Here is a 20,517-nt window from a genome sequence, read left to right as displayed (position 1 = left end):
GGAGGCTATTAAATTTGAGAATCATCGACAGCCATATCCATTTGGATAAATATGATGTTGTTAAGCGGAAGCAGATTCTGACTGACATGGAAAAGGTTCATTTGCAATCCTTGCTGACTGTTTCCATGAATTTGGCTTCTTCTATTAACAATTATCAGCTTTCACTGGAGGATTCCCGAGTTAAGCCAGCCTTTGGCTTTCATCCAGAGCAGCCCCTCCCGAGTGATGAAGAAGTGAACGAATTATTGAACTGGATGCGGGAACATCGTCAAGATATGGTTGCCATAGGTGAGGTTGGACTGCCCTATTATCTAAGGCAGGAAAATCCCGATATGGATAACTCAGCGTATATAGTGATATTGGAGAAGTTCCTGGCTTTTGCTAAAGAGATGGAAAAGCCGGTTATCCTTCATGCCGTCCATGAAGATGCACCTATCGTTTGCGACCTGTTGGATAAGCATCAAATCACAAAGGCGCACTTTCATTGGTTTAAAGGAGATATCCGCACAGTCGAAAGAATGGCCGAAAAGGGCTACCTCATTTCGATTACACCTGATGTTTGTTATGAGAGGGAAATACAGGAATTAGTTTCGGCATACCCACTTAAGCTGATGATGATTGAAACGGATGGCCCATGGCCGTTTGAAGGGGTTTTCGAAGGGAAATGGACCCATCCCGGCATGATGCATGACAGTGTGCGTCAAATTGCTTCGATTAAAGGATTGCCGATTGAGGATGTTTATGAAACCCTTTATCAAAATACGAAAGATTTTTATCATATTTAAAGGTACCGGCTATCATATCCGGTACCTTTTTAGTACGTTCAAAGGAAGGTCCTTTTAACCTTTTCCCAAAAGGAATTGTCTTTTAGCTTAACGGTCTTGATGACTTTACCGCTTAACCGGACCTTTACCTGTTCGACATGATTGATGCTTAAGGCTTCATTGTCCATTCCGATGATCGGATAGCTTGGTCCGTTTTGTTCAAGGTGGATGGTCAAAGTCCTATCACCGCTAAGAATGAATGAGGAACCTAAGGTCCGATAGGTATTATTATTGATGGAAGCAAGCTCGCTCACTTGAAAGCAAGGGAGAAGGGGATCGACAACCGCCCCATTGACCGATTTATTATAGGCGGTGCTTCCGGTCGGAGTAGCAATGATGATTCCGTCCCCACGAAAAGTTTCAAAATGGAGTCGATCAATGAAAATATCCATGATGAACGTTTTGGTGATGGAAGACCGGATACTGAGTTCATTAAGGGCATAAAAGGAGGGCTGATCATCCAATTGGATATCGATGGTTGGATATTTACGCACCTCGATTTGCTCTCTAGTCATGGCATCGATCATTTTATCCGTATCTTCCAAGTGGAAATCGCAATACATATTCAAGTTACCTGTGGTGGAAATGCCAGCATATAAACAGTCATCCCTGAACCCGGTTTTACGGGCTGCCTGCAGGAATGTGCCGTCATCACCGATGCTTACGATGATGTTTGCTTTTGTGAAATCCTGGATGACTTCATACGAATGTTGCTTCGCCAAGTCTGACAAGTATTCAATCTTGCTAAGCATCTCTGCATTCGGTGCATGGAAAAAATAAATATTCCTTCGAGTGTTCATCATGATCCCTCCTAGTATGTATGTTTATGAAAGGGCTTTCTTTTCTTTTGAGAAAGTAAAACCGCAGTACAAAATGCAGCTGCACATTTCGTACATTTTTATATGAAATAGTTTATCATGGAATGAAGCATTTTTGTTAAAGCGGTAACGAAAAGAAAGAGGGGATTGAGGCTGGGGTCAATATTACCGTAGGGCTCAAGGGCGGAATTGTCCGGACCTCCGTAGATCATGGCACAGCCTTTGATATCGCTGGAAAGAACATCGCTGATGAAAAAAGCATGCTTGCGGCCATTCAGTCAGCAATTGAATTAGCTCCAAAGCAATAAATAGAGAAGCTGCCGGGATGATCCCGGCAGCTTTTTAGTTGAGCTGATTTTCCGTTTACGGCATTTACTGCTCCGCTAAAAATTGAAACTTGGTAAAATTAATATATTAATGAAGATTGAAAAATAAATGGAGATTGTGCAAAATGCACCAATATATTTCCAATTAGAGGATTATTTGCTACAATTTTATATGTCTTGGTTTATCATGGAATGAAACATTTTCGTCTTTAGTTCGTATGGTAAGAAGGATACATATATTTAAGGGGGAAAACAGATGAATGGAAAGCGTTGGGCGGCACTTGGAATTGCAGCCGTTTTATTTTTTGTTTCTATTGTTGTAGGCACGGCTACGACTATATTTACAGCGGATACGGAAAATATCATTGATGACTTATTTGCTTCTGAAAGTGCATTTTACGAGGAAGTCATAGAAGGCGATGATTTCTCTAATGTAATTGCCGTATTCGATGTAGAGGGCACGATTCAAGATACAGGAGAAGCCTCATTACTTAGTTCGGCAACATATAATCACCGTGCCTTCATGGATAAGCTGAAGATGGCTGAGGAAAATGATGATATCAAAGGAATCATCCTTCGGGTGAATTCTCCAGGCGGCGGTGTCGTCGAAAGTGCAGAGATATATGAAAAGATCCTTGATATCAAGAAAGTGAAAAAACCTGTTTATGTATCAATGGGGTCTATGGCAGCTTCAGGTGGGTATTATATTTCTGCACCAGCCGATAAGATTTATGCTAGTCCGGAAACGATGACGGGTTCACTTGGTGTCATCATGCAGGGGTATAATTACGAGAAGTTGGCCAAGAAGTATGGTGTTGAGTTCCAAACCATCAAAAGCGGACCACACAAAGATATTATGAGTCCGACCCGGGAAATGACTGGTGAAGAACGTGAAATACTCCAAGACATGATCGATAATTCTTATGACCAATTTGTAAAAATCATTGCAGATGGACGCGGTATGTCAGAGAAGGAAGTAAGGGAAATCGCAGATGGCCGCATTTATGATGGACGTCAGGCTAAAGAAAACCATCTAATCGATGATTTCGGCCATTTGGATGATGTAATTGCCGCGATGAAAACGGATATCGGTGAAAAGGATGCTCAAGTTATCCGTTATACAGATGAGGCAGGATTCGGTTCATTATTCAGTATGGGTGCGCAAAAAATGTTGGGAAATGATGTGGAAACGGCAGTCTTGACAAAAATCCTTTCCTCTTCAAATTCTCCACGCTTAATGTATTTGTATGCGGAATAGGGGGGCTGAAGGATGACGGAACGAAATGAAAATAATGAACAAATTGCTTCATCCAATCTAATGGCAGATCAAGAGGTTCCCGTTGAGCAGGGATTTACACCAGTCAGTAATGCCGTGGATGATGACGGAGTAATGAAAGTGCATTTTGCCGGTTTTTGGATGAGGTTTTGGGCCTATTTAGCCGACCTATTGGTTATCGGAAGTTTGAACAGGATTTTGATTCATCCCATCTTCAAGTTTTATGAAGGGACAGATGATCTCTGGTTTTCCGCAGAGGGATTTTTAACGGGGGTCGTATTCTTCTTATACTTTGTTTTGATGACCAAATTCTTGAACCAAACTCTTGGTAAAATGATTTTTGGACTGAAAGTCGTTGCATTGAAGGAAGAGAAAAGAAACATTTCATGGGGCACGATTTTGTTCAGGGAGCTGATTGGCCGCTATATTTCAAAGGTCACTTGGATCGGCTATCTCTTGGCAGGCCTATTACCGAAGAAACAGGCTTTGCATGATATCTTTGCAGACACGGGCGTTGTGTTGATCAGAAGATGATTTCTTCCAGTCATAAATCTGTAAGAGCGTGATTTTCGCTTTTACAGGTTTATTTTTTTTTGCATATGCCGATAATGATAGGCTGAAGGGGTGTGGGTGCATGAAGTGGCTTTTGTTGATTATAGGTATCCTCATTTTGGTGTTGCTAATAGTTGTTTTCACTAAAGTAAGAGTGTCCATCGACTACAAACGTGTCCAAACGAATGACCTAATACATATTAAATTATCAGCCTGGTATGGGCTTTTTCACTATACATTCAAGGTTCCGGTCATCAAAATGGAAGATGACTCGACAACTGTAGTAGTAAACGAAGAGCAAGAAATGAACGGAAAAACAAAAAAGGAAGAAAAGAAAAAAATTACAGCCGAAGATATGCGTGAAGGATTCGCAGACATTCTGGAGATGCTTCAGCATATAATCGGTTTCCATAAGATCGTCCGTCACTTCGCTGGGAAAGTCCAAGTCAAAAAATTCACTTGGCATAGTAAGGTCGGTACTAAAAACGCTGCACACACCGGTGTTTTAACTGGAGCATGCTGGGCACTCAAAGGTTCCATCATCGGTTTGCTGACAACCTATTTCAACTTCCGGATCATGCCCTCCTATTCCATTACACCCGACTTTCAGAGATGGCAGGCAAACACGTCGATTTCCTGCATATTACAATTTAGAATCGGGCAGGCTATGGTGACTGGAATAAAACTGCTTCGTTATTGGAAAGGCGGAAAGCCGCATTTCAAGTCGAGTAAATTAGCGAAGCTATCAGGTGATTCCAATAAACAATCGTTCTAGAGTGGAGGGAATTTAAATGTCAGATCATCCGATCCAAGGTTTAATGAAAGAAGCAATGGAAAATCTGAAAGAAATGGTCGATGTGAACACGATCATCGGAGATCCGGTGGAAACTCCGGATGGAAGTGTCATTTTAACCGTATCCAAAGTGGGATTTGGTTTTGCAGCCGGTGGCAGTGAATTTGTGATGGACGGAAACCATCAAGGACAGCAAGGTGGTTCCAAGCAGCCTTTTGGCGGCGGTAGCGGCGGCGGGGTTTCCATAACACCAATTGCCTTTTTGATTGTCGGTTCCCATGGGGTGAAAATGATCCATCTGGATGAAGGGACGCATCTTCTCGAAAAAATGATGGATTTAGCTCCTCAAGTCGTCGATAAGATTCAGTCCATGCTATCCAAGAAAGACAATAATCAAAAGCAGGGCAGTAATCAAAACCAAGGCGGCAGTCAACCAGCTGCAAAAAGGTACCAAGAACCTAAAATGGATATAGATTTCTAACTGCGACTCGGCATCCGCCGAGTTTTTATTTTTGCTGCAGTATATTATTACACATTCAAAAGCTTGGAAGTCATGTACAAGCGCCAATCACATTTCCCAATTCAATTAATTGCAAAATTCCGGCAAAACAAATATTATTATGCTTGTACATATAGCAGAAAAAGGAGGAATTTTTAATGGCTTCAGTTACATTTAAAAACAACCCGATCACTTTAGTGGGACCAGAACTAAAAGTTGGGGACAAAGCACCTGATTTTACAGTATTGGCTAATGACTTATCACCGGTTACTTTAAACGACTCCAAAGGTTCTGTCCGCATTATCAGCGTGGTGCCATCTGTGGATACAGGTGTTTGTGACGCACAGACACGTAAATTCAATGAAGAAGCGGCAAAATTGGATAATGTAAAAGTACTTACGATCAGTAACGATCTTCCTTTCGCGCAAAAACGCTGGTGTGCTGCAAGCGGCTTGGACAATGTTCAAGTTCTTTCCGATCACCGTGACCTTTCATTCGGTGAAGCATATGGTGTCGTCATGCAAGAACTTCGTCTATTGGCTCGCTCTGTATTCGTAGTGAACAGCTCTGATGAAATCACATATGTAGAATATGTAAGTGAAGGTACCAGCCATCCTAATTACGAAGGTGCAATCGAAGCGGCTAAAGCGGCAAAATAAGATGCAAATTTTAAAAAACCGGGCTCAATGTGCCCGGTTTTTTGTTTTAATGTTGATTTTCTTGTTGATAAACACCTTGTCGTTGAATTGGACAGGTCCTTTTTAGGCTCTAATATTCATTTGAGTTGTGCTTATTATTAATTTCTGAGGTCGATCGATACAGTTCGTTTCTTTTGACGAGTTTCATTTATTATATGCTGGATCAGTTAAGGCTCGAAAGTCGGACCATTTTGTGGTAAAACAACCTTGCCAGACCACTCTTGACCATTAGGTGTTCCAACTTTTATGTCAATTTCATTAGGCCACGACGGCATTTGTCTTGGTCCTGGGAAAAACCCCTGTTGTTGCCCTGCTCGAAATCCCTCTCGATACCCTTGTCGATACCCTTGTCGAAATCCTTGTCGAAACCCTTGTTGAAACCCCTGTTGTTGCCTGTTTAATTCATCTGCTGACTGAATATCATGTTGCTGATTTATCGGATTAACCTGCCCATGATAGTTTTGATATTGATTATCCATATATAATCACCACCTCATGCATGGTATTCTGTTGGGGCATTCATTGAGCCTATCCAAGTAATAAAAAATACAGGGCAACAAAACAATCCGTATTTGAGTTTTTAGACAAAAGGGTTTCTATCTGAAATTTTTATACAAAGTTGATTGGAGCGGATGTGCGAGACTCCTGCGGGAAAAGCGCGTCCAGGGGAGACCCCGCAGTCGCAAGCCGAGGGCAGACCGCCCGCGGAAAGCGAGTGCCTGAAGTGGAAATCAAGTCCACCAAAACATTTTATGGTTCGGGTTGTGACCATTCCTAGCCACTTTTTTAGACAAAAGGTTTTCTATCTAAATTTCAAAACAAAGTTGCTTGGAACGTAAGGTACGAGACTCCTGCGGGAAAAGCGCGTCCAGGGGAGACCCCGCAGTCGCAAGCCGAGTGCAGACCGCCCGCGGAAAGCGAGTGCCTGAAGTGGAAATCAACGTCCGAATTTTACACCTTGTATTTAATAATTTCAAAACGGAAAACGGTACGTTAAACAGACGAAGAATGATGAGCAGGACGTACGGCTTGTATCTCTTTCTTCTTACCTTTAAAATAGGGACAGAAGCAAACAGGAGGAATTAATAAGTGAAGTCTACCCCAGTTGAACAATTATTTTATGAATTTGATGAAACAGCCCAAATATTGCAAAGTGAACTATCATGTACGTATCTGGATGCCCTGGGTGAAACGGGCGAGAATTTCTTCGAAGGGAAAGTCCTGCAGGAGGAAATCAGTGAAGTATCGAAAAAAAGGTTAGTGAAGCATTATGCTTCATTTTCACCAGGGAAATATGAAAAAGAAGCAATCCGAAAAGCGTACCAGCTTGCCATTTTAAAAGGCATGCAGCAGAGCGTTCAGCCGAATCATCATATGACTCCTGATGCAGTCGGCATGTTCGTCAGTTATTTAGTCGGTAAGTTCACAAAGGATCAAAAAGAGATAGTCATGCTCGATCCAGCCATCGGAACGGGGAACTTACTATTTGCGATCTTGAATCAACTTACTGATAAAAACATCGCTTCATATGGTGTCGAGATTGATGAAACCTTGATCAGGCTTGCTTATGCAGGTGCCAACCTGCAAGAACACCCGCTGCAATTTTTCAACCAGGACAGCCTGGAGCCGCTTTTCATCGATCCTTCAGATGTTGTGGTCAGTGATTTGCCGATTGGTTATTATCCGAATGATGTGCGTGCAGCTGAATATGAATTGAAGGCCGATAAGGGACATTCGTATGCACACCATTTGTTTATTGAACAAGGTGTTAAACACGCGAAGGATGGCGGACATCTATTCTTCATTGTCCCGAATAACCTGTTCGTCTCGGAGGAAGCGCCGAAACTCAATGATTTCCTGAAGAAGCATACACATATTCAAGGGATGGTGCAATTGCCGCTTTCCATGTTTAAGAGTGAAGCGGCTGCGAAAAGCATCCTGATTCTTCAAAAGAAAAAAGAGGGTACCGAAGCACCGAAGAAGGCATTGCTCGTACAGCTTCCGAAGTTGTCGGATTTCGAAGCGACAAGGTCTGTCATGCAACAGATGGACGATTGGTTTAAAGAGGAAAAATAGTCAATGAAAGCTGATGCCCCGGGCATTGGCTTTCATTTTTTTATTTGAGAGTGATTATTTGCAATTGTCCATTAATATTTGGTTGAACCTGCTTGTCATGATAAGATTGTACAATACACTGCACGTTTCGTTGAGATAACATTGGAAGAACTAGCTTAGAGAAAAGGAGCAGGATGGATGTCAAAAATCATGGCTATTAATGCGGGCAGCTCTTCATTGAAGTTTCAGCTTTTTGAGATGCCTTGTGAAAAAGTAATTACAAAAGGTCTTGTAGAAAGAATCGGTTTGAAAAATTCCGCATTTACTTTAAGCGTCGAAGGCGACAAGGTTTCTGAAACGCTTGATATACCCAATCATGAAGTGGCTGTAGGGCTTTTATTGGAAAAGCTGATTGACCATCGCATCATTGACTCCTTTGAAGAGATAGATGGCGTAGGGCATCGGGTGGTGCATGGCGGTGAGGTATTCAGCGAATCGGTCTTGATTACGGAGGACGTAATAGAGGAAATCGAAAAGCTTTCCGAGTTGGCGCCCCTTCATAATCCCGCCAATATCACCGGGATCAAAGCCTTCAGGCAAGCACTGGATGATGTGCCAGCGGTTGCGGTATTCGACACTGCCTTCCATCAAACGATGGCAGAAGGTTCCTATTTGTACAGCTTGCCTCTTGAATATTATGAAAAATACGGAATAAGGAAGTATGGGTTTCATGGTACTTCACATAAATATGTATCACAGCGTGCTGCCGTAATGATTGGCCGCCCAATTGAACAGCTTCGATTGATATCGTGCCATTTAGGGAATGGTGCAAGCATCACGGCCATAAAGGGCGGCAAATCAATTGATACATCAATGGGATTTACACCATTGGCCGGTGTTACTATGGGAACGCGTTCAGGGAACATCGACCCTGCATTGATTCCTTATATCATGGAGAAGACGGGTAAAACAGTAGATGAAGTTCTGGATGTCCTGAATAAGAAAAGCGGCATCCTGGCCCTTTCCGGTTTTTCCAGCGACCTGCGCGATATTCAAGCTGAAGCGGATGAAGGCAATGAGCGGGCTGAACTCGCACTTAAAGTATTCGCAGACCGAATTCACAAGTACGTTGGCTCCTATTCAGCTAAAATGGGAGGTGTGGATGGCATCATTTTTACAGCGGGCATCGGTGAAAACAGTCAAACCATTAGGGGCCGAATCTTGGAGGGACTTGAATTCATGGGAGTTTATTGGGATAAGGATCTCAATCGCATCTCGGGTAAGGAAGCGTTCATCAATGCACCCTATTCCCCTGTAAAAGTCATGGTCATCCCCACTAATGAAGAAATCATGATTGTCAGGGATACGATGAAGATAGCCTTGAGCGAAACTTGGAAAACATGACTTCCTGTTTTTTTATAATGATCCCTTATTCCACTGGTAAGGGGTCTTTCCCATGAAATTTCCTCCTCAAAGTCCGACTCCTCATGGAGTTTATGTCCATGCAGCCCATCCCCATTCACACTGGATTCCTATCATCCGTTCTCTGAAAGGCTTCCCTCTATGGTATACTTAAGGGAGAATCCACCAATTCTGTACATAGGAGGCTTGATGCATGGAATTCACGAACCGGGAAATGAAAATTTGGAATGAAATTAGTGAATGGCAGGAAAAACTTTATCAATATGAGCCCACGGACCTTGCTGCACTGTATGATAAATGGTTGGAGCAGGGGTTTGCCCTGCTTCCTGAAAACGTCCAACAACAGTTTTTTGAAAAGCTGGATACCTGGCTTTTTCATTTACATGCCATGGTTCAGAGCTCACAAGTTCAAATAGATGCAAGAGAGCGGATTTTAGCATCTGCGCGCGTGTTTAATGAAGAAATCGAAACGTTGAGTGATTTGAATCACTTATCGATCGATCAGTTGAATTACATAGCCAATCAGCATATCGCTAAGCATCGCTTATATTCATTTGCACAGGGTGGGATGAGCGGATCAGGAGGCCTCCTTCTGCTAGGGAGCGATATTCCAGCCATGACGGTCATCAATGTCAGGATCGTACAGCTAATTGCGATGTCTTATGGTGTTGAGGTGAATACGCCGTTTGAAATGATGTTGGCTCTTAAGGTATTCAATGCAGGAGCGATGCCAAAAAGGCTCCAAGGAATAGCCTGGGAAGAATTGATCCGCGAGGTCCAGACCGCAGAAGATGACTATTTTTATTTGGGGATCGAAGAACTGACGAACCCTACCTGGATGGAACAGCCGCTGAAGCAGCTGTTGAAAGCATTATCCATTACTGTTTTTCGAAAAAAACTGGTTCGGGGCATACCATTCATCAGCATGGCCATCGGGGCTGGATCCAATTATCAAATGACCCGGAGTGTCAGTGAATTTGCCCAGAAGTTCTATCAATATCGTTATTTGCTGAAGAAGAAGGCTGATGAAGAATGAGTGTCAAGAATCATAAAAAAGCCATAACGGAGGCAGTTCGCTGCATGGTGATAACCGTCAGCGATACGCGTAATGAAGAAAGCGATAAAAGTGGAGCACTGATGATGGAATTGCTGAATTCGAATGGTCATGAAGTAAATGAATATGTAATCGTTAAAGATGAGCGGGAAGCGATTCAGGATGCGGTCACTTCTGGTAGCCAAAGCAGCAAGGTCGATGTCATATTAACAAATGGTGGAACTGGCATCGCCAATAGGGATGTAACGATCGAGGCGGTCAAAGAGTTGATGACCAAGGAAATTCCCGGTTTTGGCGAGATTTTTCGAATGCTTAGCTATCAAGAGGATATCGGGTCTGCCGCCATTCTATCCAGGGCGATTGCCGGAGTCGTGAACAATAAAGCCGTTTTTTCCACCCCGGGCTCATCAGGGGCGGTTCGGCTTGCGATGAATAAATTGATTCTTCCGGAATTGGGACATGTCGTTGGTGAACTTCGCAAGGATTTATAAGAGGATGCAAAAAAAGCCACAGTTTTAAACTGTGGCTTTTTTTGCATGGAATAGGCCTTAATTATGCATCTTTTCACTTACGACTTGATTGGCACGATACCATAGCCATAAATCATTGATGATGGAAGCAAGTTCCGCAATTTCGGAATTGAGCTGGCATGATTTGGCGAAATTACTCTCATCGGAGAGCCGAAACTGCTTTCGGTTAATGGTGGATTCAAGTTCCTTGATGCGGTCCGGGATGCTTCCCCGGATATTCTCCCAGTGTACGAGTATTTGCTGTTGCTCGCCTTTTGTATATTCATCCCACTCCAGATTCAAATCGGGAATTGAGATGCCAAGCCGTTCATCATAGGTAAATAGCTTTTTCATATGCCCTCCGCTTTTCGATTTTTCATACTCCTAGTTTACTATATTCTCGCGGAAGCATCCAATGTGTAAATTCCCTGAAAATATTAGCGGATTATTTAGCAAAATCTTTAAAATACCCCTTGTATTCCTTTAATAAAGATGATAAAGTACTAATCATAGATTGAATAAAAATAACAAACGATGAATTTTTATTCACATGAAAGGACGATGAAAATGAAAAATCAAAAAGTTGTTTTAGCATATTCCGGAGGTTTGGATACTTCCGTTGCAATTAAATGGTTACAAGATCAAGGGTACGAAGTTGTGGCATGCTGCTTGGATGTCGGTGAAGGGAAAGATTTGGATTTCATTAAAGAAAAAGCGATCACTGTTGGTGCGGTAAGTTCCTATGTCATTGATGCGAAGGACGAATTCGCTGATGAATTCGCATTGACTGCTCTTCAGGCACATACTTTGTATGAAGGGAAATATCCATTGGTATCAGCATTATCACGTCCGCTGATCGCGAAGAAATTAGTGGAAGTGGCTGAAGCGGAAAACGCGGTAGCCGTTGCACACGGTTGTACGGGCAAAGGAAATGACCAAGTGCGTTTCGAAGTATCCATCTCCGCCTTGAACCCTAATTTGCAAGTTCTTGCACCTGTTCGTGACTGGAAATGGTCTCGTGAAGAGGAGATTGAATATGCAGCGAAAAATGGCATTCCCGTTCCGATTGGCATGGCGAGTCCGTTCTCGATTGACCAAAACCTTTGGGGAAGAAGTAACGAATGTGGAATCCTGGAAGATCCTTGGGCAGCTCCACCGGAAGATGCATATGATTTGACTGCAAGCCTTGAATGTACGCCAGATACTGCTGATATCATTGAAATTGGTTTTGAACAAGGTGTTCCAGTTACATTGAATGATAAAAACTATAAATTGGCTGACCTGATTGTCGAGTTGAATCAAATTGCCGGCAAACACGGAGTTGGACGTATCGATCACGTTGAAAATAGATTAGTAGGAATCAAATCACGTGAAGTCTATGAAGCTCCTGGTGCGATGACATTGATAGCTGCACATAAAGAACTTGAAGATATCACGCTTGTAAAAGAATTGGCTCACTTCAAACCAGTGATCGAGAAGAAAATGACTGAATTGATTTATGAAGGACTTTGGTTCTCTCCGCTTCAAAAAGCTTTGGCTGCATTCCTGAAAGAAACACAAGTGAATGTAACGGGTACGGTCCGTGTCAAACTATTCAAAGGTCATGCGATTGTTGAAGGAAGAAAATCCGAGTACTCCCTATATGACGAAAAATTGGCTACCTATACAAAAGCAGACGAATTCGATCATGATGCAGCAGTTGGATTCATTAAGTTATGGGGACTTCCAACGAAAGTGAACAGCATGGTCAATAACAAGAAGGTGACAGTGTGAGCAGCAAGCTTTGGGGAGGAAGATTCACGAAATCTGCAGAAGAATGGGTAGATGAGTTTGGAGCTTCCATTTCCTTTGACCAGGAACTTGTGCTTGAAGATATTCAAGGCAGTTTAGCTCATGTAACCATGTTAAAGCAATGCAGCATTTTACCTGAGGAAGATGCGGATCAGATCATTGTGGGTCTGAAAAGTTTACAGGAAAAAGCTGAGAAGGGTGAATTGACTTTTAAGGTTGAGATGGAAGATATCCATCTTAATCTGGAAAGTATGCTAATAAGCGAAATCGGTCCAGTTGGCGGAAAGCTTCATACAGGAAGAAGCCGTAATGACCAAGTTGCGACCGACCTTCATCTGTATATGCGGAACCAAACGAAAGTGATTCTGGAACTCATCAATGATTTGCAAGTAGCGATTTTGGGACAATCCAAGAAAAATGTGGAAACACTAATTCCAGGTTATACACATTTGCAGCGTGCACAGCCCATTTCATTTGCCCATCACTTAATGGCTTATTTTTGGATGCTTGAGCGTGATAAGCAGCGCTTCACCGAGAGTTTCAAAAGGATCAATGTTTCTCCATTGGGTGCTGGGGCATTAGCTGGGACGACTTTCCCGATTGACCGTGCCCTCAGTGCCGAACTATTGGGGTTTGACGGAATTTACGAAAACAGCCTTGATGCGGTAAGTGATCGTGATTTTGCCATTGAATTCATGAGCAACAGTGCGACAATGATGATGCATTTATCCCGTTTCAGCGAAGAAATCATTCTCTGGTCAAGCCAGGAATTCCAATTCATTGAATTGGATGATGCGTTTTCCACGGGAAGCAGCATTATGCCGCAAAAGAAAAATCCTGATATGGCGGAATTGATCCGTGGTAAAACAGGACGGGTTTATGGGAACCTAACGGGGTTATTGACTGTTTTGAAAGGACTGCCGCTTGCTTATAACAAAGATATGCAAGAAGATAAAGAAGGCGTTTTTGATACGGTTAAGACCATTGTTGGTTCACTTAAAATATTTGCCGGCATGATTTCAACGATGAAAGTGAAAACGGACGTAATGGAAAAAGCAACAAAAAATGACTTCTCGAATGCGACGGAATTAGCTGATTACCTAGCTTCAAAGGGAATGCCTTTCCGTAAGGCGCACGAAGTGGTCGGGAAGCTTGTATTGTTCTGTGTCCAGAATGGCTGCTATTTAGTGGACCTAAGCATTGAACAATTCCAGGAAGCTTCCGATTTGTTTGAACATGATATTTATGATGCATTAAATCCTTATGAAGCCGTTAAACGCCGTAACAGTGCGGGCGGTACAGGTTTTGCCCAAGTCTTGCTGGCGATTGAAAAAGCGGAAAAACTGGTAAGTGAATAACAGGGAAAAGCTCGTTCACCAATTTGGCGAACGAGCTTTTTATCATTTTCTCTTATTAATTCGTACGCACGACCATAACATCACAGTTTGAATGGCGAACGATGCCTTCCGACACGCTGCCGATAAGGAAACGTTCGACTGCATTAAGGCCCGTTGCACCGCAAACAATTAAATCGATCGAATGCTTTTTCGCTAAATCCCTTGGAATTTGAACTTTAGGAGAACCATATGCAACTTCTGTTTGGACCTTTGTAATCCCGGAAGCAATGGCTTCCGTTTTATACTTGTCCAATAACTCATTGGCAAAGGTTTCAGAGTGATCACGGATAGTCATATCATAAGCTTCGACAGTAGGGAAATTCCTTGTATCCACGATGTGTGTGAGCACAAGGGTAGCGTCACTGAGTTTTGCTAAGTAGATTGCCTTTTTTAGAGCCCACTCTGCTTCTTCCGAGCCGTCCACTGCAACAAGAATATTTTTATAATCTATACTATTCAAGTGAATCTCCTCCTTCTATTTAAATCCTATTATACTATGATTTACCTAATGGATCTGATTTCAATTGTAACAAATTAGCGAATGTTTATGCCAATAATCTGGAAATTGAAAAATGGAACAATATGTTTCCAACTCTTATGATGTAAGGAATCATTGCAGGAACGCATTTGTTTATTTATGGTAATCTTTAATGTGAAAGGGGAGTTTTTTCTTTGAGTGTTTCAAAAATAGTAAACTATGCATTATATTCATTTGTGCTTTTGTATGCTTTGATCTATTTCATTTATATTTTTTTCATCAATGCTGCACATGCTTCTATAAGTTTAATGAGTATATCAGCACTGCTGCTTCCATTTATTCTATTACTATTTTTTCAATGGATTTCATGGAAATATACCGACCGGCATAATAAAAGGAAACTCAAAATTAGATTTATATTCATTACATGCCTTGGCTTTGCCCTTCTATTTTTTTGTGTGGTTCTGTTGGGGGTGTATGAATATGAATCAAGCTTCACCGCTGAAAGATGGCTAAATGATGATGAAGGAAGAGTATATCTGGTAGAAGATTTAATGAATGAACACGAATTGATAGGCATGACAAAAGAAGAAGTGTTTACGCTTTTAGGGTCTCCAACAGAAACGGAATATTTTAAAGAGGAAGATAATGTTGTTTATTATCTCGGTGCAGAGAGGGGAATCATAAGAATTGATAGTGAATGGCTGGTCATTTGGTTTGACGGCAGTGATAAAGCAATGAAGTATGAACTGCGGACCGATTAGTTGAAATGTTGAATAAATACCCCCGTCTTAAATGAAGGCGGGGGTATCCGGTTTTTGTTATATTAATTGGTTAATGCATTATCATTTTATGATTTGCAGGCTCTTCGGGAATTTGGTCAAAACCTCACAGCCAGTATCCGTGATCAATAGATCATCTTCAATCCTTACGCCTGCAACATTTGGAACATATATGCCAGGTTCGATGGTATAAACCATTCCGGATTGAAGCTTGAGGGAATTAGTTTCAGTCAAGGATGGATACTCATGGACGCTGATCCCAAGCCCGTGGCCGAGTCTGTGCGGGAAGAATTCACCGTATCCCTTTTTGCTGATGATGTTTCTGGCTGTCAGGTCTATCTCGGAACAGGATACACCTGGTTTACTGGCTCTAACGGCAGCTTCTTGTGCTTTAAGTACAGTTTCATATATTTCTGCCTGTTTATCATTGATATCTCCGTATGCGACCGTCCTAGTGATGTCAGAGCAGTACCCTTCATGAACGACGCCAAGGTCAAAGAGGACAAGGTCGCCGCGCTGAACCTTCGTATTCCCAGGTGTGCCATGTGGGGAAGCGCCATTTTTACCAGTCAGGACCATGGTGGAGAAAGACATTTGGCTGACTCCTGCCTTTTTCAACTCGAATTCTATCGCCGCAAGGATTTCCATTTCCGTTTTACCTTCATGAATTTCGTTGACACCTACTTCAATCGCAAAGTCGGCAAGGCGGCATGCTTCACGGATTTTGACCATTTCATCTTCCGACTTGATCATTCGCATCCTTTGAAGTTTTTCTTCTGCGGAAACGAGCTTTGGAGCTCCGAAGTGTTGTTGGACCTTTTCATAACGTTCTACATTCATATGCTCTTTTTCAATGGCCATTTTATGAATAGATAACCCGCGATTCTCCACTGCTTGCTTAACTTTTTCCCATGGATCTTCAATGTCGGTGTAACCGATGATATCTCCATTCCATCCAGCCTGTTTAGCATCCGGGACTTCCATCTGCGGGCAGATAAGGAATGGTTCGGCATTTGCAAAAATGGCAAGTGCCAGCAGTCTTTCATGAGGATCACTAAAAAAACCGCTCAAATAGAAGATGCTCTCTGTAGATGTAAGTAAAGCGGCTTCAGCCTCATTGGCCTGAAGCCAATTTTGTAGTTCTGTCAAACGTTCATTCATGACGATACCTCCATTAATAAGTTATAATTACCTTAGCAATATTTAATAGTATAGTAAATGGGAAAGGCTTAAGAAAGCTACTTAAAAAAATTAGTTGGTATGGGAAGGGAGCACCAAAAATGAAAGTATCTTTTCATGGACATGCAGTTGTAAAGGTCGAAACGAATGGCAAAACGATTTTAATCGATCCGTTCATTACCGGAAACGAATTGACCGACTTGAAGGTAGAAGATGTGAAACCGGATGTGATCATCTTATCACATGGTCATAATGACCACGTCGGTGATACGGTTGAATTGGCCAAAAGGCATGATGCACTTGTCATCGGCATTGCAGAGTTGGCCGACTACCTGGGTGCTCAAGGGGTTCGAACACACGGGATGAGCATCGGCGGAGCTTTCGAGTTCGACTTTGGAAAGGTGAAACTGACGCCAGCATTCCATGGAACGGGATTCAATAACGGGGAAGGGCAAATCATTTATTTGGGAATGCCTGCTGGCATATTGCTTACGATAGAAGGGAAAACGGTCTATCATGCGGGGGATACAGCGGTATTTTCCGATATGAAGCTGATCGGGGAGCGACATCCGATTGACTTGGCATTCCTGCCAATCGGCGACAATTACACCATGGGCCCGGAAGATGCCGCACTTGCTGCGAAGTTCCTTCAAGCCAAACAAGTCGTGCCGATTCATTACAATACTTTCCCTGTCATCAAACAGGATCCTAACAAATTCATCGATATGCTTGAAGAGGGAAATGGACTGATCATGGAAGTCGGGGATGAAATCGAATTATAAAAGAAGCGGGGGCCTGCAGGGCTTCCGTTTTTTTGTGTATCGCGTGGGGATGGCAGGCTGAAATGACCAATTTTCTAAGCGGCATTGCCTTTCCTGCAGGGTCATTACAGCAATCGGAAAGTAAAGTCTCGTTTTGCAGCCAAGTCTTTTTTCCTTTCACAGGCATAAAATGAATAGATGAAAAAAAAGGGGGGGTTTGATGAAACAGAGGTTATTTCTGTGTTTGCTACTATGCGGTGTGATGCTGTATTATGCCGTGCCGCGTTTATCGTTGGAAAGTGGTGGTCTGGAGGGTCTGTTCGCTGGATCTTGGCTGTTGTTTGCATTGTTGGCGGTAGCTGGAAACTTGACGGGCATACTATATTCTCCTAAGAAACAAAAGGTAAAACGACAGCCTGAATATAAAAGGTTGCGCCAATACTAGTAGTTGTTTGATAAACTAGGCTCTTTGACCTTATAATGGGGAATAGGAATACCGTGAAAAGGGTGAAGCGCTTGGCTACAAAGCATGAACAAATATTAAAACATATCGATGGGCTCCCTGTCGGCGAAAAGATTTCCGTCCGTCAAATAGCGAAAGCATTGAATGTTAGTGAAGGTACGGCATACCGGGCAATTAAAGAGGCGGAGAACCAGGGCTACGTGAGCTCGATTGAGCGGGTAGGCACGATCCGCATTGAGAAAAAGAAAAAAGAGAATATTGAAAAGCTCACTTTTGCAGAGGTAGTCAATATTGTTGACGGACAAGTTCTGGGTGGGAAAACGGGACTTCATAAGACATTAAATAAATTCGTCATCGGGGCGATGAAGCTGGATGCCATGATGAGATATACGGGTGCAGGAAACCTGCTGATCGTCGGGAACCGTACACAGGCCCATGAGCACGCGTTAAAAGCGGGTGCAGCGGTGCTGATCACCGGGGGATTCGATACGGAAGAGCCCGTTAAAAGGTTAGCCGATGAATTGGAGATGCCGGTCATCTCAACAAGTTACGATACGTTTACCGTCGCAACGATGATCAATCGGGCAATCTATGACCAATTGATCAAAAAGGAAATCTTGCTGGTGGAGGATATTTTGACACCCGTACAGGAAACGACCTTTTTAACGGTGGGTGACCGGGTTCAGACTTGGCATGAACTGAATCAGGAATCCGGTCATAGCCGTTTCCCTGTTGTCGATGACAATATGAAGGTTCAAGGAATGGTCACATCAAAAGATATCATCGGACAGGAAGAGCTGACGCTCATTGATAAGGTGATGACGAAAAACCCGATGACCGTAGGCGATAAAATGAGTGTGGCATCTTCTGCACATATGATGGTTTGGGAAGGGATTGAGTTAATCCCGGTCGTGAATGATAGTCATATCCTCAAGGGTATCGTGAGCAGGCAGGATGTCCTGAAGGCACTGCAAATGAGCCAAAGGCAGCCTCAGGTCGGCGAAACGATCGACGATACGATTACAAGCCAGCTTGTGATGACTTCGAATCGGGGCAAGGGCGAGGAAGTGTATAACTATGGAGTTACTCCGCAGATGACCAATTACCTTGGAACCATTTCAAGCGGTGTGTTCACGACATTGGTCACCGACTCAGCAAATCGTGCACTTCGAAGCTATAAGCGCGGTGACTTGGTCGTGGAAAACATGACGATTTATTTCATCAAGCCAGTCCAGATCGACAGTACGCTTGAAATCCATCCTCGTGTACTCGATGTAGGACGTAAATTCGGAAAAGTGGATGTTGAAGTGTTTAACCAAGGCAAACTTGTCGGCAAGGCGATGTTGACTTGCCAATTGCTTGACCGATCATGAAAAATAAAAAGGATAATCGAATTTCGATTATCCTTTTTGATTTGCAGCTTCTTCGATTGCATGCGGCAAATAAAATTTATACATTTTATAGCCGCCCCAAATACTGAATAGGCCAACGAAGATGAAAACGGCAGCAATGATATAAGTGATGGTCGTGTGGAATAGAAAAAGCTGATTGACTCCGAATAGTGCGACAAACGCACCTAGGGCAATGGAAGATTTCCCTGAAATCCACTTTTTCTCCATCGGCATTCTGGTTCGGACCGATTTGATTTTATAAAACAGATAGACCCCTAATGAAAGAACGATCAAGGTGACAAGAATAGGCATCGTTTGAAATTCCCCCAATTTAACATATGTACCTTTTTATTGTAGCGGGAAATGAAAGAGAATGCCACAGTAAACAAGATGAGTCTTCCTATTTCCGCAATTTTTTGATTAAATGAAATATATCATCTTTATTAGGCTCGATAATACATATGTTAAGGGGAGATCTATATGAAAGCTGAAATATTAGCAGATATAAAGCGTTATGATACTATCATTCTCCATCGTCATGTCCGTCCAGATCCGGACGCTTATGGTTCACAGGGGGGATTGGCGGAAATCCTGAAAGCATCTTTCCCCGAAAAGCGAATTTTTACGGTCGGGAAAGAAGAACCGTCATTGAATTACTTAAGAAGGCTTGATGTGATTTCGGATGAAACATATCAAGGTGCTCTGGTAATCGTTTGTGATACCGCAAATACGGACCGGATTTGTGATGCACGGTACACAACGGGGGATAAACTGATTAAAATCGATCATCATCCCAATGAAGATCCATATGGCGATATGCGCTGGGTCGATACATCGGCAAGTTCGACAAGTGAAATGATTTATGAGTTTTACCAGTTCGGGAAAGAGGAAGGCTTGAAGATGAGTGATGAAGCGGCACGCCTTCTATATGCAGGCATTGTTGGCGATACAGGTCGTTTCCTATTCCAAAGTACGACTGAAAAGACATTTGCCTATGCCAGTGAGTTGATTCACTACTCGTTCTCCCGCCCTCAGTTATATCAGGAAATGTATGACGTCGAGGAAAGCATAGTCCGGTTGAATGGCTATGTGCTACAGCATTTTGAAATCCTTCCCTATGGCACAGGGAAAATGATCATCACAAAAGATATACTTGAAAAATTCCATGCTTCCACATCTGAGGCATCTCAGCTCGTTTCCTCACTCGGTTCCATTAAAAATGTTAAGTCTTGGGTCTTCTTCATTGAAGAGGATAAAGAAATCAGAGTCCGTTTCCGTTCTAAAGGACCAATCATCAATACGATTGCCCGGAAATATAACGGCGGAGGCCACCCGCTTGCAGCAGGGGCTTCGATTCATTCTTGGGATGAAGTGGATAATATCCTTGCCGACATGGAAGAGTTGAATAAAGCGTAATGAAAAAACTTAAAGACCAAATCGCATATGATT

General features: G+C 42.7%; 23 protein-coding genes and 1 pseudogene. 18 read left to right on the top strand and 6 right to left on the bottom strand.

Features of this window, described 5'->3' with window-relative positions:
- The first annotated feature begins 14 nt into the window (after positions 1-14).
- A complete protein-coding gene (locus ACYP5M_RS10310; RefSeq protein WP_434167539.1) occupies positions 15-785 on the top strand; it encodes a TatD family hydrolase in 771 nt (256 codons plus the stop codon).
- Positions 786-823: 38 nt separating this feature from the next.
- Here ACYP5M_RS10310 and ACYP5M_RS10305 read toward each other — a convergent pair whose 3' ends face one another.
- A complete protein-coding gene (locus tag ACYP5M_RS10305) occupies positions 824-1,624 on the bottom strand; it encodes an NAD kinase (RefSeq protein ID WP_101222940.1) in 801 nt (266 codons plus the stop codon).
- 152 nt (positions 1,625-1,776) lie between these two features.
- Here ACYP5M_RS10305 and ACYP5M_RS10300 point away from each other — a divergent pair.
- The 6 genes and pseudogenes from ACYP5M_RS10300 to tpx form a co-directional block, all read left to right on the top strand.
- A pseudogene (locus tag ACYP5M_RS10300) lies at positions 1,777-1,950 on the top strand (4-hydroxythreonine-4-phosphate dehydrogenase PdxA); the annotation flags it as partial.
- Between the two features lie 274 nt (positions 1,951-2,224).
- The gene (gene sppA / locus ACYP5M_RS10295; protein WP_350299709.1) at positions 2,225-3,226 is read left to right on the top strand and encodes a signal peptide peptidase SppA; all 1,002 of its coding nucleotides are present in this window, start codon (positions 2,225-2,227) and stop codon (positions 3,224-3,226) included.
- A gap of 132 nt (positions 3,227-3,358) precedes the next feature.
- A complete protein-coding gene (locus ACYP5M_RS10290) occupies positions 3,359-3,778 on the top strand; it encodes an RDD family protein (RefSeq protein ID WP_434169706.1) in 420 nt (139 codons plus the stop codon).
- A 100-nt stretch (positions 3,779-3,878) separates the two neighbouring features.
- Positions 3,879-4,571 carry a DUF2953 domain-containing protein gene (locus ACYP5M_RS10285; protein ID WP_434167538.1) on the top strand — a complete coding sequence of 231 codons (693 nt, stop codon included), beginning with the start codon at positions 3,879-3,881 and terminating at the stop codon, positions 4,569-4,571.
- A gap of 16 nt (positions 4,572-4,587) precedes the next feature.
- Complete coding sequence (gene ytfJ / locus ACYP5M_RS10280) at positions 4,588-5,070, top strand: GerW family sporulation protein (protein WP_137018154.1); 483 nt, start codon at positions 4,588-4,590, stop codon at positions 5,068-5,070.
- Between the two features lie 176 nt (positions 5,071-5,246).
- A complete protein-coding gene (gene tpx, locus ACYP5M_RS10275) occupies positions 5,247-5,747 on the top strand; it encodes a thiol peroxidase (protein ID WP_101222931.1) in 501 nt (166 codons plus the stop codon).
- A gap of 206 nt (positions 5,748-5,953) precedes the next feature.
- Here the strand turns inward: tpx and ACYP5M_RS10270 are convergent, their stop codons facing one another.
- Positions 5,954-6,265 carry a hypothetical protein gene (locus ACYP5M_RS10270; protein WP_101222930.1) on the bottom strand — a complete coding sequence of 104 codons (312 nt, stop codon included), beginning with the start codon at positions 6,263-6,265 and terminating at the stop codon, positions 5,954-5,956.
- 610 nt (positions 6,266-6,875) lie between these two features.
- Between ACYP5M_RS10270 and ACYP5M_RS10265 the strand changes: the two genes are divergently transcribed.
- The 4 genes from ACYP5M_RS10265 to ACYP5M_RS10250 all read left to right on the top strand — a co-directional run bounded on the left by ACYP5M_RS10265 (position 6,876) and on the right by ACYP5M_RS10250 (position 10,808).
- Positions 6,876-7,862, top strand: coding sequence for a class I SAM-dependent methyltransferase (locus ACYP5M_RS10265; RefSeq protein ID WP_459735012.1), 987 nt, complete (start codon positions 6,876-6,878; stop codon positions 7,860-7,862).
- A 177-nt stretch (positions 7,863-8,039) separates the two neighbouring features.
- Entirely contained in the window at positions 8,040-9,245 is a 1,206-nt protein-coding gene (locus ACYP5M_RS10260) for an acetate kinase (protein WP_459735011.1), read from the top strand.
- A gap of 211 nt (positions 9,246-9,456) precedes the next feature.
- Entirely contained in the window at positions 9,457-10,299 is an 843-nt protein-coding gene (locus tag ACYP5M_RS10255; protein ID WP_459735010.1) for an EcsC family protein, read from the top strand.
- Positions 10,296-10,808 carry a MogA/MoaB family molybdenum cofactor biosynthesis protein gene (locus ACYP5M_RS10250; protein WP_101222926.1) on the top strand — a complete coding sequence of 171 codons (513 nt, stop codon included), beginning with the start codon at positions 10,296-10,298 and terminating at the stop codon, positions 10,806-10,808. Before ACYP5M_RS10255 ends, ACYP5M_RS10250 begins: the two co-directional genes overlap by 4 nt.
- A 57-nt stretch (positions 10,809-10,865) precedes the next feature.
- Here the strand turns inward: ACYP5M_RS10250 and ACYP5M_RS10245 are convergent, their stop codons facing one another.
- A complete protein-coding gene (locus tag ACYP5M_RS10245) occupies positions 10,866-11,180 on the bottom strand; it encodes a hypothetical protein (protein ID WP_459735009.1) in 315 nt (104 codons plus the stop codon).
- A gap of 213 nt (positions 11,181-11,393) precedes the next feature.
- On the opposite strand from ACYP5M_RS10245, the gene ACYP5M_RS10240 reads away from it, so the two are divergent.
- On the top strand, positions 11,394-12,599 hold the full coding sequence (locus tag ACYP5M_RS10240) for an argininosuccinate synthase (protein WP_192206055.1): 1,206 nt from the start codon (positions 11,394-11,396) through the stop codon (positions 12,597-12,599).
- Positions 12,596-13,975, top strand: coding sequence for an argininosuccinate lyase (gene argH, locus ACYP5M_RS10235; RefSeq protein ID WP_459735008.1), 1,380 nt, complete (start codon positions 12,596-12,598; stop codon positions 13,973-13,975). The genes ACYP5M_RS10240 and argH overlap by 4 nt, the downstream gene beginning before the upstream one ends.
- 55 nt (positions 13,976-14,030) lie before the next feature.
- Here argH and ACYP5M_RS10230 read toward each other — a convergent pair whose 3' ends face one another.
- Positions 14,031-14,465: a universal stress protein gene (locus ACYP5M_RS10230; RefSeq protein ID WP_133350611.1), complete on the bottom strand. Its 435-nt coding sequence runs from the start codon at positions 14,463-14,465 to the stop codon at positions 14,031-14,033.
- Positions 14,466-14,686: 221 nt separating this feature from the next.
- Here ACYP5M_RS10230 and bamE point away from each other — a divergent pair, with 221 nt between their 5' ends.
- A complete protein-coding gene (gene bamE / locus ACYP5M_RS10225) occupies positions 14,687-15,256 on the top strand; it encodes an outer membrane protein assembly factor BamE domain-containing protein (protein ID WP_459735007.1) in 570 nt (189 codons plus the stop codon).
- Between the two features lie 81 nt (positions 15,257-15,337).
- Here the strand turns inward: bamE and ACYP5M_RS10220 are convergent, their stop codons facing one another.
- Positions 15,338-16,435, bottom strand: coding sequence for a M24 family metallopeptidase (locus ACYP5M_RS10220; RefSeq protein WP_459735006.1), 1,098 nt, complete (start codon positions 16,433-16,435; stop codon positions 15,338-15,340).
- A 119-nt stretch (positions 16,436-16,554) separates the two neighbouring features.
- Here ACYP5M_RS10220 and ACYP5M_RS10215 point away from each other — a divergent pair, with 119 nt between their 5' ends.
- From ACYP5M_RS10215 to ACYP5M_RS10205, 3 genes are all read left to right on the top strand, one after another.
- Positions 16,555-17,235, top strand: a complete 681-nt coding sequence (locus ACYP5M_RS10215) for a metal-dependent hydrolase (RefSeq protein ID WP_459735005.1) — start codon at positions 16,555-16,557, stop codon at positions 17,233-17,235.
- A gap of 199 nt (positions 17,236-17,434) precedes the next feature.
- On the top strand, positions 17,435-17,659 hold the full coding sequence (locus ACYP5M_RS10210; protein ID WP_260358307.1) for a hypothetical protein: 225 nt from the start codon (positions 17,435-17,437) through the stop codon (positions 17,657-17,659).
- Between the two features lie 71 nt (positions 17,660-17,730).
- A complete protein-coding gene (locus tag ACYP5M_RS10205) occupies positions 17,731-19,050 on the top strand; it encodes a DRTGG domain-containing protein (RefSeq protein ID WP_137018167.1) in 1,320 nt (439 codons plus the stop codon).
- Positions 19,051-19,077: 27 nt separating this feature from the next.
- Here ACYP5M_RS10205 and ACYP5M_RS10200 read toward each other — a convergent pair whose 3' ends face one another.
- Positions 19,078-19,380, bottom strand: a complete 303-nt coding sequence (locus ACYP5M_RS10200; protein ID WP_260358625.1) for a YtpI family protein — start codon at positions 19,378-19,380, stop codon at positions 19,078-19,080.
- A gap of 168 nt (positions 19,381-19,548) precedes the next feature.
- Here ACYP5M_RS10200 and ACYP5M_RS10195 point away from each other — a divergent pair, with 168 nt between their 5' ends.
- Complete coding sequence (locus tag ACYP5M_RS10195; protein ID WP_402938888.1) at positions 19,549-20,484, top strand: DHH family phosphoesterase; 936 nt, start codon at positions 19,549-19,551, stop codon at positions 20,482-20,484.
- Positions 20,485-20,517: the final 33 nt, after the last annotated feature.

This window comes from Peribacillus sp. N1 (assembly GCF_054600815.1).
The sequence above is the reverse complement of the archived record's forward strand: the minus strand, read 5'-3'. Positions and strand labels throughout refer to the sequence as shown.

Coding starts and splice junctions, on each gene's coding strand:
- ACYP5M_RS10305 (WP_101222940.1), bottom strand. CDS start 1,624: ATGAACACTCGAAGGAATATTTATTTTTTCCATGCACCGAATGCAGAG.
- sppA (WP_350299709.1), top strand. CDS start 2,225: ATGAATGGAAAGCGTTGGGCGGCACTTGGAATTGCAGCCGTTTTATTT.
- ACYP5M_RS10290 (WP_434169706.1), top strand. CDS start 3,359: ATGAAAGTGCATTTTGCCGGTTTTTGGATGAGGTTTTGGGCCTATTTA.
- ACYP5M_RS10285 (WP_434167538.1), top strand. CDS start 3,879: ATGAAGTGGCTTTTGTTGATTATAGGTATCCTCATTTTGGTGTTGCTA.
- ytfJ (WP_137018154.1), top strand. CDS start 4,588: ATGTCAGATCATCCGATCCAAGGTTTAATGAAAGAAGCAATGGAAAAT.
- tpx (WP_101222931.1), top strand. CDS start 5,247: ATGGCTTCAGTTACATTTAAAAACAACCCGATCACTTTAGTGGGACCA.
- ACYP5M_RS10270 (WP_101222930.1), bottom strand. CDS start 6,265: ATGGATAATCAATATCAAAACTATCATGGGCAGGTTAATCCGATAAAT.
- ACYP5M_RS10260 (WP_459735011.1), top strand. CDS start 8,040: ATGTCAAAAATCATGGCTATTAATGCGGGCAGCTCTTCATTGAAGTTT.
- ACYP5M_RS10255 (WP_459735010.1), top strand. CDS start 9,457: ATGGAATTCACGAACCGGGAAATGAAAATTTGGAATGAAATTAGTGAA.
- ACYP5M_RS10250 (WP_101222926.1), top strand. CDS start 10,296: ATGAGTGTCAAGAATCATAAAAAAGCCATAACGGAGGCAGTTCGCTGC.
- ACYP5M_RS10245 (WP_459735009.1), bottom strand. CDS start 11,180: ATGAAAAAGCTATTTACCTATGATGAACGGCTTGGCATCTCAATTCCC.
- ACYP5M_RS10240 (WP_192206055.1), top strand. CDS start 11,394: ATGAAAAATCAAAAAGTTGTTTTAGCATATTCCGGAGGTTTGGATACT.
- ACYP5M_RS10220 (WP_459735006.1), bottom strand. CDS start 16,435: ATGAATGAACGTTTGACAGAACTACAAAATTGGCTTCAGGCCAATGAG.
- ACYP5M_RS10215 (WP_459735005.1), top strand. CDS start 16,555: ATGAAAGTATCTTTTCATGGACATGCAGTTGTAAAGGTCGAAACGAAT.
- ACYP5M_RS10210 (WP_260358307.1), top strand. CDS start 17,435: ATGAAACAGAGGTTATTTCTGTGTTTGCTACTATGCGGTGTGATGCTG.
- ACYP5M_RS10200 (WP_260358625.1), bottom strand. CDS start 19,380: ATGCCTATTCTTGTCACCTTGATCGTTCTTTCATTAGGGGTCTATCTG.
- ACYP5M_RS10195 (WP_402938888.1), top strand. CDS start 19,549: ATGAAAGCTGAAATATTAGCAGATATAAAGCGTTATGATACTATCATT.